At 36.0% G+C, this 12,119-nt stretch carries 7 protein-coding genes and 1 pseudogene; all 8 read left to right on the plus strand.

Features of this window, described 5'->3' with window-relative positions:
• The first annotated feature begins 124 nt into the window (after positions 1–124).
• The 8 genes and pseudogenes from BN38_RS02575 (at position 125) to fni (ending at position 11,390) form a co-directional block, all read left to right on the plus strand.
• A complete protein-coding gene (locus tag BN38_RS02575) occupies positions 125–985 on the plus strand; it encodes a MurR/RpiR family transcriptional regulator (protein WP_044565362.1) in 861 nt (286 codons plus the stop codon).
• Positions 969–1,745, plus strand: coding sequence for a carbohydrate deacetylase (locus BN38_RS02580; protein ID WP_049944426.1), 777 nt, complete (start codon positions 969–971; stop codon positions 1,743–1,745). The genes BN38_RS02575 and BN38_RS02580 overlap by 17 nt, the downstream gene beginning before the upstream one ends.
• A complete protein-coding gene (locus BN38_RS11310) occupies positions 1,742–2,353 on the plus strand; it encodes a PTS transporter subunit EIIC (protein WP_268257881.1) in 612 nt (203 codons plus the stop codon). The genes BN38_RS02580 and BN38_RS11310 overlap by 4 nt, the downstream gene beginning before the upstream one ends.
• The gene (locus BN38_RS11505; protein ID WP_268257882.1) at positions 2,337–3,143 is read left to right on the plus strand and encodes a PTS transporter subunit EIIC; all 807 of its coding nucleotides are present in this window, start codon (positions 2,337–2,339) and stop codon (positions 3,141–3,143) included. The genes BN38_RS11310 and BN38_RS11505 overlap by 17 nt, the downstream gene beginning before the upstream one ends.
• A gap of 10 nt (positions 3,144–3,153) precedes the next feature.
• Positions 3,154–4,464, plus strand: a pseudogene (locus BN38_RS02590) (family 4 glycosyl hydrolase).
• 308 nt (positions 4,465–4,772) lie between these two features.
• Positions 4,773–9,047, plus strand: a complete 4,275-nt coding sequence (locus BN38_RS02595) for a 2-hydroxyacyl-CoA dehydratase (protein ID WP_044565365.1) — start codon at positions 4,773–4,775, stop codon at positions 9,045–9,047.
• Between the two features lie 87 nt (positions 9,048–9,134).
• On the plus strand, positions 9,135–10,352 hold the full coding sequence (locus tag BN38_RS02600; protein ID WP_044565367.1) for an LCP family protein: 1,218 nt from the start codon (positions 9,135–9,137) through the stop codon (positions 10,350–10,352).
• An 18-nt stretch (positions 10,353–10,370) separates the two neighbouring features.
• Positions 10,371–11,390, plus strand: coding sequence for a type 2 isopentenyl-diphosphate Delta-isomerase (gene fni, locus BN38_RS02605; RefSeq protein WP_044565368.1), 1,020 nt, complete (start codon positions 10,371–10,373; stop codon positions 11,388–11,390).
• The last annotated feature ends 729 nt before the right edge of the window (positions 11,391–12,119 follow it).

The following is a 12,119-nucleotide window of genomic DNA, read 5'->3' on the forward strand; positions in this document are numbered from 1 at the left end:
TAAAGGCAAAAGAAACGTTTGCTATTGAAAAATTAATTTTAACATTTAGTTCCATAATTCGCTCCAAATTCAATGGTTTGATATGATATTATATAAGAGAAAACATTTGTAAAAGGAGGTAAAAGTGCAAAAAGGTATTCAGCATATTGAGAGTTTACAAATTATAAATCTATTATGCAACATTATAAATACGCAAGATTATGATGAGGCAGACTATCAAATTTCGAAGTTCATTATAAACAATTTATATAATCTTGAAAAATATAGTATTTACGAGATTGCCGAAGAGATTTCTGTATCACGATCAACTATTAGACGATTTTGTATAAGAATGGGATATGATAATTTTTCTGATTTAAAGAAAACATTAACCGAAGATTTTAATTTTAACATATTAAATTCGTTAAATTATAAAGATTTCGATGAAGATGATTATGATAAATTTGTAAATGATTTAAAACTTCTTCCAGATGCTTTTGATTATGAAAATTTAATGATACAGTTAAAATCGCTAGCACTTCTAATCAAAAAATCTCATAGATGTACAGTTTTCTCAACTGGTATGCAATTAGCATTTCTAAAGGGCTTCCAGGTAACTATGGCTACAGTTGGAAAAATAATTCATTTAATAGATTTTAGCGACAGAAATGAAGATTATGTATCAGGCTATGGACCAAATGATTTGATTTTCATAATATCTTGGACTGGTAAATTTTTATCACTATTGGATGATAGATTGGATTCTCTAAAGTCTAAAGTTTGTTTGGTTACCTTTGACGATACCAAAGTTACTAGTGATAAGTTTTATAAAATATACAGAATACCAAAAATTAAGGGCTTTATTGGCAGCGATATTTTTAGATTTAGGATAGACTATGAAACAGATATGTCCATTAGATATACGCTACCATATATTTGTAATTTATTAAATGATATCTATTTTGATGAGAATAGAAAGGACTTGCTTGATGAAATTGATTGTTAATGCCGATGATTTTGGCTACAGCCCAGGAGTAAATGCTGGAATTATCGATGCATATAAAAATGGAATTGTTAGCTCTACAACTTTGATGGCAAATATGTATGGTTTTGATGATGCGCTAGAGCTTCATAAAAAATACCCTGGTTTAGGAATTGGAGTTCATCTGGTTCTTACAGCTGGCAAACCATTGACCGATTTACCAAAAGAATTTTTGGATGAGAAAGGTGAATTTTTAAGAAGACCTGTTTATCTAGATGATGATTATAATACTATTATAAGAGATTGGTTAGATTATGATTTGATTTATAATGAGTGGAAAAGTCAGATAGAAAAAATTCTAAAAGCAGGATTTAAAATTGACCATATCGATAGCCATCACCATATGCATACTCATGAACAAACTAGAGAAATTACAAAAAAATTGAGTGAAGAATATGGCCTACCTGTAAGGAGTAGTTATTTAAATGATAAATATTTCAATTCGCCTGATTTTATAAAAGAAAACTTTGATGGTGTTTTAGCGGATGAAAATACCGATCAGGAAGAGATGAAAAAAATCTTTGATCACATTTGTAATTATGAATTTGTTGAACTAATGGTTCATCCAGGCTTTATAGACCATTATCTGATGGAAAACTCATCTTTTAATACAGGAAGGCTTTATGAGCATAAGAATCTAACAAGTGATTATATAAAAATATTAGTGAAAGAAAATAATATAGAATTGGCCACATATTCAGATTTTATTAAGGAGTTAAAATGAATAAATTTTTTCAAAAATTAGGCAAAGCCATGCTTTTGGCTGTAATAGTAATGCCTATTGCAGGGATCTTACTTAGGATTTCGTCACCAGATTTGTTAAATTTACCTATTTTAGGGGCTGCAGGTAGTGCTGTTTTTGGTAATTTAGATATTTTATTTGCTATTGGTGTAGCAATGGGATTTGTAAGTGTTAAAGATCGTGGAAAACCAGCAATGCTAGCTGTAGTAGCTATGTTAACTTTAAAAGAAGGACTTAAAGTTATGAATCCAGATATTAATATGGGCATTTTTGGTGGTATTATCTCTGGTTTGGTTTCAGCTTATTGTTTTGATAGGTTTAAAGACGTTAAGCTTCCTACAGCTCTATTTTTCTTTTCTGGAGAAAACTTTCCGTTTTTAGTTGTGTTAATCGTCCAAACACTTTTATCTCTAGTTTTTGGGTTCATATGGCCTGTTTTTCAAAACATAATCGATAATTTTGCTCAACTACTAGGCAGTATGGGAGCTCTTGGGGTTGGACTTTTTGTATTTTTCAATAGATTATTAATACCAACAGGTCTACACCATGTATTAAATACCTATATATTTCGAAATGGGCTCCTTTGTTAATAACGCAGGAGAAGAAGTTAAGGGTGAAATAGGAAGATTTATCGCGACAGACCCAAGTGCAGGTTATTTTTTAGCTCCATTCTTTGTAATCATGATGTTTGCGATTCCAGCGATTGGTTTTGCTATATATAGAGCAAGCTATGAAGATCAAAGGGAAAACTCTAAGGGGCTTATTACAAGTAGTGCCTTTACTTCATTTTTGACAGGAATTACAGAACCTGTTGAGTTTATGTTTATGTTTGCTTCTCCAGCTTTATATTTAATCCATGCTATACTAGCTGGATTGGTAGGAGTAGCTTCTTATTTGATGGATATTAGAATTGGATTTGCATCAGGATCGGGCCTAATAGATTACATTCTTAATTTAGGTATATCTACAAACGGATTAAAAGTTATTTTACTGGGCATAATTACATTTGCAGTTTACTATGTGGTTTTTTATCAATTTATAACTCGCAGAAATGTGAAACTAATCGGAAGAAATGATATTGATAAGGATTATTCTGAACAAAACTTTGATGAAGAATCTAAACTAAGTCTAAAGACTAATGATTATTACCACCTATCAAAAGTTTTGTTAGAGGCACTTGGTGGTAAAGAAAATATCAAAGACAGCTTCCACTGTGTTACAAGGCTTAGAGTAGAAGTAAATAATCCAGACTTAATTAATGAAGATTTGATTAGAAGTACTAATGTTGCAGGAATATTTAGACCATCTAAAGAAAATATACAAATAATAATTGGTCCGCAAGTTGAAAATGTATATAAAGAGTTTGAAAAGTTTTTATAGGAGATAATAAATGAAAGATTTAAAGGTTACAATAGCAGGCGCTGGTAGTGGCTATACACCAGGTATTATTCTTTCTATTTTAAATCATAAAGACCTTTCAGTTTCAGAGATTAGGCTTTATGACATCGATAAAGTAAGAAACGAAGACATGGAAACAATAATTTCTTTTATATTAAATAAAGGTCATTACAAGGTTGATTTGCTTAGAACGGAAGACCCAAAGGAAGCTTTTTCAGAAGTTGATTTTATCTTTTCCCAAATCAGAGTTGGCGGAATGCAGATGAGGGAAAAAGATGAAAAAATACCTTTGAAATATGGTCTGGTGGGGCAGGAAACTTGTGGATTAGGAGGCTTTTCATACGCAATGCGTTCTATGAAAGGCTTCTCAGAGATGATAGATCTAATCCAAAAATATAACAAAGATGCATGGGTATTAAATTATACAAATCCCGAAACAATAATCTCAGAAGTAGTGAGAAGGAAATATCCTGATGCGAAAATAATCAATGCTTGTGATATGACTATCTCAATTGAAGAAATTATTGCTGATAGTTTTGGATATGATAGAGAAAACTGGATACCAATTTATTACGGTTTAAATCACTTTGGTTGGTATGAATCTATATACGATAAGTCTTTAAAAAAAGATGTTATGCCTGAACTAATAGATAAGATCATAGAAGAAGGGTTAAACACAGAAGGTCAAGATCCATCTTGGGCAAGCACATGGCAATCATATCAAATGCTTGTAAAAACTTTCCCTGACAGATTGCCAAACAACTATTTGCTATATTATCTATTCTCAGAGCAAATGGTAGAAAAAGAGGATCCTAACTACACAAGAGCCAATCAAATAATGGATGGCAGACTTAAAAAAATTAAGGAAACAGTTAAAGAAATCAAATAGAACAAAAACCTAGAATCTATAGATTATGAGGGTTCCCAACATGGTCAATATATAGTTGATATAGCAGCCTCTATATTGCATGATAAAAATGACAGATTCATGCTAATAAAAGCGAATAAAGGATCAATTCCAAATTTAAGAGACGATGCATCTGTTGAAGTACCTTGTTATGTCAATGCAAATGGCGCTGAACCTATATCGCTGAGAAACCCTATACCTGATTTTCATAAGGGTTTAATGGAAGCGCAAGTAGCTTCAGAAAAACTTTTGGTAGATGCATTTTTTGAAAATTCATACTACAAGGCACTGCAAGCTTTTACACTAAATCAGACAGTACCAAATGCAGATGTTGCAAAAAAAGTATTGGATGAATTCATTGAAGTAAATGAGGAATACTGGCCTAACTTAAAATAGTGTGTAGAGCTATTATTAATATTGAGATAGTAAAAAACTAAATGAAGCTAAGTAGATTGATGTAGCAAAAGTTATACATCTAAATAAATAGAAAATAAGAGTCTCTGTGGCTCTTTTTTCTTTTGCTGTATTGCAAAAAAATTTTTATAGTATTTAATGGAATATGTACCGGCTTTTACTGGATAATCCCTAGTTATTTACTTGGAATTAACTCTTGGATTGAGGTAAAATGTTAGTGTTAGTTTTAAAGGCAAACAAGTTATTTTAATGATAACTTTTTATATATAGATTAATTAGAAAGGCTTTTTATGAATTTACATATGGGTCTTGATGTAGGGTCTACTACTGTAAAAATTGTGATTACAGATGAGAATTTTAATACCCTATATCAAGTATATAGAAGACATAAATCTGATGTTAAAGAAACTGTAAGGGCCGTCCTTAGTGAAGCTTATGAAGAGTTTAAGGACGACTATATTACTATAAATGTAACTGGTTCTGGGGGAATGTTCCTTGAAAAATATATGGGGATCAATTTCGTCCAAGAAGTTATTGCAGAAACTGCTGCAATTAGAAAATTTATTCCAGAAACCGATGTTGTTATTGAACTTGGCGGGGAGGATTCTAAGATTACCTACCTATCAGGTTCTGTTGAACAAAGGATGAACTCAATCTGTGCTGGAGGTACTGGTGCTTTTATCGATCAAATGGCGGCGCTTCTTGATACAGATGCCTCTGGTCTAAATGATCTATCACAAAATTACAAGAAGATTTATCCTATAGCTTCCCGCTGTGGGGTTTTTGCCAAAACTGATATCCAAGCCCTTATGAACCAAGGGGCAAGTCGTGAAGATATTGCAATTTCAGTCTTCCAATCAGTTGTTAACCAAACTATATCAAACCTCGCCTGTGGTAGGCCTATAAAGGGCAATGTCACATTTTTGGGTGGACCACTTCACTTTTTGCCTGCCCTAAGAGATAGATTTGTGGAAACTTTGGGAGAAGATGGCAATACATTTACAACTCCAGAAGATGCTCAACTTTATGTTGCAAAGGGTGCAGCTATCCTATCTGCTGAGAATGAAGAATATGTAGCCTACAAAGATTTGATCAAGGAACTTAAAAAAGAATTGCCAGAAGACATGGAAATGACCAAGAAACTTGATCCTCTTTTCACTTCTAAAGAAGAATACGAAGACTTTGTGGCAAATCATAAGACAGACCAAGTTATCTATGATGATATTAAGACTTATGAGGGACCGATATATGTAGGTATTGATGCGGGTTCCACAACTAGCAAGATGGTTTGGATTACAGAAGATGCCCACATCATCCATGAAGATTATAGGATGAATTTAGGTCGCCCACTTGAAGTTGTAATTTCTATGTTAAAAGACGCCTATGCCAAGAAAAATCCAAAGGCATATATAGCATCATCTGGTATCTGTGGCTATGGGGAGGATTTTATAAAAAATGCCCTCCATGTCGATAATGGTGAGGTAGAAACTATAGCTCACTATTCTGCGGCCAAATTTTTCAATCCTCATGTAGACTTTATCTTAGATATTGGTGGCCAAGATATGAAGGCCATGCATATCAGAGAAGGGATAATCGACTCTATCCAGCTTAACGAAGCTTGCTCATCTGGTTGCGGTTCATTCTTATCAACCTTTTCTGCATCAGTGGGAATGAGTGTAGAAGAATTCCAACAAAAGGCACTATTTGCCAAAGAACCAGCAGACCTAGGAAGTCGTTGTACAGTTTTTATGAACTCCAAGGTCAAACAAGCCCAAAAAGAGGGCTCAGAAGTTGGAGATATAGCGTCAGGTCTTTGCTATTCTGTAATCAAAAATGCTATTCAAAAGGTAATCAAGGTTCGTGATCCAAAGTCCCTTGGAGAGAATATAGTAGTTCAAGGGGGAACTTTCTACGGGGATGCCATACTAAGAGCCTTTGAAAAAATCACAGGCAGAAAAACCACAAGACCAGAGATTGCTGGCCTTATGGGCGCTATGGGCATGGCCCTTATCAGCAAAGATAAATCTACTGGCCAATCTTCACTTGCAGATATAGATGAGCTTGAAAACTTTACTTACAAGCAGAAAAATGCCCGCTGTGGTCTATGCACCAACAATTGCTCTCTAATCATCAACGTATTTCCTGACGGCTCTAGATATGTGACAGGAAATAGATGTGAAAGAGGTGCTGGTGTCAAAAAAGAAGAGACCATGGCCGATTTAAATATGTACAAATTTAAAAACAAGCTTCTTTTCGATAGAAAGAGCTTGGGAGATGCTGCTCGAATGGGTAGGGTTGGCATGCCTAGGGTTCTCAATATCTACGAAGATTACCCATTCTGGCACAAGTTTTTCACCTCTCTTGGCTTTGATGTAGTCTTATCTGGCAAGAGTGACAGGCAAATGTATGAGAAAGGAATCTCCTCAATCTCATCAGAAACAGCCTGCTACCCAGCCAAACTTGCTCACGGCCATATAGAAGATTTGGCAGCTAGAGATGACTTGGATTTGATATTTTATCCAGCAGTATTCTACGAATACAAGCAATTTGACAAGGCTCAAAACCACATGAATTGTCCGGTAGTTTCTGGATATCCTGACCTTATTAAAAACAATGTAGAAAGCCTAGAGGGCAAAAACTATATGAATCCTTACCTATCTTTAGAAAGCGAAAAAATCATTAGAGATAGGCTGATAGAAGAATTTGAGGGATATAGTCACAATGGCAATGTTATTGGCAAGAAAGAGATCAAAAATGCGGTTGCAGCTGCTTGGCAAGAACTTCAAGACTACCACGATCAAATAAGGATTCGTGGCAAGGAAATAATTGACTATGTAAATGCTAATAAGCTAAATGCCATAGTCCTCGCTGGCCGTCCTTACCATATTGACCCAGAAGTCAACCACGGCATACCAGAACTAATAGAAGGAATGAAAATCCCGGTAATTTCTGAAGATGCAGTTGCCTACAACATCAAAGATATAGATGCCAATGTTCGTGTGCTAGACCAATGGTCCTATCACGCAAGACTTTATAGGGCTGCAGAATATGTAGCAGATAATCCAAATCTTCAACTAATCCAACTAAATTCCTTTGGTTGTGGTCTAGATGCTGTTACAACCGACCAAGTCCAAGACTTGCTAGAAGCTCACGGCAAGATTTATACCCTATTAAAAATAGACGAGGTTTCAAACCTTGGTGCAATCAAGATTAGAATAAGGTCTCTCCTCCAAGCTCTAAATCAAAAGAAAATGGAAGGAATTGAGTTTAAGACAGACCTAGATAGGCTAGATTATTCCACACCAGAATTTACCAAGAAGATGGTTGAAGAGGGCTACACAATCCTTGCCCCACAAATGGCTAGGGAACACTTTAGAATCCTAGGACCAGTCTTCCACCATTATGGTATGAATATAGAATTTTTAGACCATGTAAATGACAAGGTCCTAGACCAAGGGCTAAAATACGTAAATAACGACTCCTGCTATCCATCAATTACAGTAGTTGGTCAATTTATGGAAGCTGTCAACTCTGGTAGGTATGATACCGACAAACTTGCCATTGTGATGACCCAAACAGGAGGAGCTTGCAGGGCAAGTAACTACGTTGGCTACATCAGAAAGGGTCTTCGAGATGCAGGATATCCAGATATTCCAGTAATTGCAATATCTGCCCAAGGAATTGAGACCAATTCTGGTTTTGACCTTAGAAAACCATCTGCTATACCATTTTTCAAAAGAGGCTTTAGGGCGATAATATTTGGTGACTTGATAAATAGAGTATCAAACGCTACTAGACCATATGAAGTGGAAAAAGGAGCAACAGATAAGCTCAAAGAAGACTGGATTAGCCGTCTTGAAGTCCTTGCTCCAACAATGACAGATAGGGAGTATAAGTCGATAGTTAAGGAAATAGTGGAAGATTTTGATAATATCCCAGTAAAGAATATCAAAATTCCAAAGGCAGGAATAGTAGGAGAAATCCTTGTAAAATTCTTGCCAGAAGCAAATAACAACCTACAAAAGGTTCTAGAAGCTGAGGGAGCCGAGGTAATCCTACCAGACCTTACAGACTTCTTTATGTATTGTATGAAAAACTCAGAACTTAAGGCAGATATTTATAAAAAGTCCAAGATTTCTGCAGGAATTGGTAAAATTGGCATAAGCATTGTCGAATCCTACAGAAAACCAGTAAGACAAGCCTTAAGAGAATCAAAGAGATTTAACGAGCCAGAATACATCGACCAAATCGTAGAATACGCGTCAGATGTTACAAGTCTTGGCAACCAAGCCGGTGAAGGCTGGCTACTTGCCGGCGAAATGGTAGAGTTAATCCACGCTGGTGCACCAAATATTGTCTGCATCCAACCATTCGGATGCTTGCCAAACCACATAACAGGTAAGGGTGTTATGAAAAAAATCAGAGAAGAATACCCAGAGGCCAATATCGTGGCCATAGACTATGACCCAGGTGCAAGTGAGGTCAACCAAATCAACCGTGTCAAGCTAATGATGAGCCAGGCACGTGACAATTTGAAGCAAAAAGAAATGGCGAATAATAATTAACTATTGAGGGGCTTAGGCCTCTCTTTTTGATTTCAATAAAATGCCATTGATGGTATAATCTTTCTTAAGTAAAAGAAAGAGAGATATATGAAAGCTAAAAAATTTTTTATTACACTTCTTGTAATACTTGTAGGATTTTTCGGATCAAAATTTATACTAGACAGACTTGAAGCTAGCCAAAGATTCAATATCAATGGCAACGAAAACATAATAAACGATGACGCAATAAACAAAGAAGAAGGCCAATATTTGATACTCTTAGTTGGAGTCGATAAGAATGGCAATGACGACAATACTGACTTTACTAGAACAGATACAATCATGCTAATAAGTGCTGACACAAAGACCGGTGAAATGGAGCTTCTGTCCATACCTCGTGACTCAAGGGTGAAGATTAGGGATAAGTTTGACAAGGTTAACCACGCCCACGCCTTTGGAGGAATTGAGCTTACTATGCAAACCCTAAGGCAATTTTTGGGTCTTGACATAGACTATTATGTCCAAGTCAACTACCAAGCCTTGATAAACATAGTCGATGCCCTAGGCGGTGTAGACTATGATGTTCCAGAAGGTATCAACATCCACAAGGGCAAAGTAAAAATCAATCCAGGACCAAATCACCTAGATGGTAACGAAGTTATGTGGTATCTAAGAACCAGAAATATCTACAACAACGGAGACATAGGCAGGGTCAATACCCAACAAGCCTTTGTAAAAGCCATGGTAGATGAGATGGTCAAAAAGTCAAAAGATATGAACTTGATGACCTTTATCTCAAACTATATCAAATATGTAAAAACAAATCTACCAATGAGTGCTATGCTTGACTTGGCAGGCCATATCAATAGTTTCTCATCAGACAAAATGTCCACCCATACAGTTCCTGGCATGGAGCAGACCATAAATGGAACAAGCTATTGGATACCTGATTATGATAAGACCTGGCAAATTGTAGATGATAGTTACGGTAATTTCAAACTCAAAAATTGGAAAAAGGAAGACTCTGGTTACGAAGAATACAAGGACTTTGGAGAAATCGAAGACCAATCACAAACAACTGGCATCATAGAAAAAGAAGATGATGGCCAAGCAGAAGATGCCCCTGTTCCACAAACACAAACAATTCCAATGCAGAACAACAACCAAAATTGGCAAGCACCTGCCCAAAATAACAACGAGTCATACCAAGCGCCAGCAGAAAATTATAATAGTGATTATGTTGATGATGGTGGCTACGAAGAGTACGAAATAATAGAAACAACTACAACCACGACAGAAGAAGTGCCAGCTGAAGATGGAGAGTAGATCCTCAAGGGGGATAAAATGGATAGGCAAAGACGTCAAAGAAAAGACCAACACATAGAAAATTATCTAAAAACAAGAGCAAGGGGAACAACTCTCCTAGACTGTGTATACATAGAGCATAACGCCCTATCAGACGTATCATTAAAACAAATCGATACATCAGTGGAATTTATGGGTCAAAAGATTGCTATGCCCCTCATGGTAGATGCAATCACAGGTGGGGGAGATTCATCAGCAAGCATTAATGAGGACTTATCATCCATATGCCAAGCAATTAACATACCAATGGCAGTAGGAAGCGAATCCATAGCTCTCACAGATGAATCAAGCAGAGAATCATTTGAGCTAGTCAAACAAAAAGAAGACCTATTTAGGATAGGAAACTTAGGCTTTGAAAGAAACTACGAAGATTTTATATTTGCCAGAGACCTCATAGACGCCAAGGCTATGCAAGTTCACCTAAACATTGCCCAAGAGCTAGTTATGAAAGAAGGAGACAATGACTACCACTCCTCAATAGATATAATAGGAGAATTAGTAGAAAAATTCCCATATCCAATCATAGTAAAAGAAACTGGATCTGGCATATCAAAAGAAGTAGCCCAAAAATTAATAGAAAAAAATGTCAAATACATTGACGTAGCGGGCAAGGGAGGAACAAACTTCATAGAAATAGAAGACCTAAGAGACTTCGAAATGGACTACTCCGACCTATACAATTGGGGCATACCAACAGCCAAATCAATAATAGATGTCAGAAGCGCATCAGATGATGTATTCATCATAGCATCAGGTGGCATAAAAACAGCCATGGACGTAGTAAAATCAATAATCATAGGAGCAGACATGGCAGCCATGACAGGAGAAGTCCTAAACTACCTATTAAGAGGCGGCTACCAAGCCTGTGAAGACTTCCTAAAAGAAGTCAACCACAAAATAAAAATAATAATGGTCCTACTAGGAGTAAGAAATATAGAAGAACTTAAAAAAGTTGACTATAAACTAATAGGAGAGCTAAAAGAATTAGTAGAAGACTAGGAAATCCCTGGTCTTTTTTCATGGAAAAAAGAGGCAAAAAAGTTTTTTATTTAAATGTTTTATTGATTTATTATTTAACTTTTATTAGGAATAATACCGTTGCACAAATGGGAAAACTCAAGAAATTACTGGTAAGATTTTTTTGAAAAATATGAGAAAATACTTTTTTTTATTTGACTTTATAGATGTCTTTTATTATGTTTGTAATTTAAGGTTATTACTTCGACACCGGGGCGCAGGGCGGTAGGGGCGGCAGAGGCCCCTTTTGCCCTTCCCCGGACCCCCGACCCATTTCACCCCTCTGCCACTGCGTGGTGCGAATTTGTAAGAATTTGCTATGCAAATTCTGGCGATTTGATAGGGTGAAATCATATTATAGACTACAAAAATTGGTGTTTTCTAAATCTTGAATTTCTAAAATCGCAAACTCGCTACGCTCAAACAGTGCGATTTCTTAACGAAATTCTACGATTTGAAAACAAAGCAATTTTCCCACCTCTAAGCCTATGGATTTAGTATTTGTAGGCTTAGTGGTGCAGTGAATATTGTATTAACAATCTAAACAAAAGAATTTGCGGAGCAAACTTCTACTAATCATTGCCCCACGCAGTGGCGGTGGGGGTGTAGAAGGTATAGGGGGATCGGGGGAAAGGAAAAAGGGGTCTACCGCTACCCCTAATTCCGTATCCCCCCGAGGTACAACGGTACAGCCTTAAATTATAGATAAAA

The organism is Anaerococcus provencensis (assembly GCF_000312365.2).
In the GTDB taxonomy this organism is placed as follows: Bacteria; Bacillota; Clostridia; order Tissierellales; family Peptoniphilaceae; genus Anaerococcus; species Anaerococcus provencensis.

Coding starts and splice junctions, on each gene's coding strand:
- BN38_RS11310 (WP_268257881.1), top strand. CDS start 1,742: ATGAATAAATTTTTTCAAAAATTAGGCAAAGCCATGCTTTTGGCTGTA.
- BN38_RS02580 (WP_049944426.1), top strand. CDS start 969: ATGAAATTGATTGTTAATGCCGATGATTTTGGCTACAGCCCAGGAGTA.
- fni (WP_044565368.1), top strand. CDS start 10,371: ATGGATAGGCAAAGACGTCAAAGAAAAGACCAACACATAGAAAATTAT.
- BN38_RS02600 (WP_044565367.1), top strand. CDS start 9,135: ATGAAAGCTAAAAAATTTTTTATTACACTTCTTGTAATACTTGTAGGA.
- BN38_RS11505 (WP_268257882.1), top strand. CDS start 2,337: ATGGGCTCCTTTGTTAATAACGCAGGAGAAGAAGTTAAGGGTGAAATA.
- BN38_RS02595 (WP_044565365.1), top strand. CDS start 4,773: ATGAATTTACATATGGGTCTTGATGTAGGGTCTACTACTGTAAAAATT.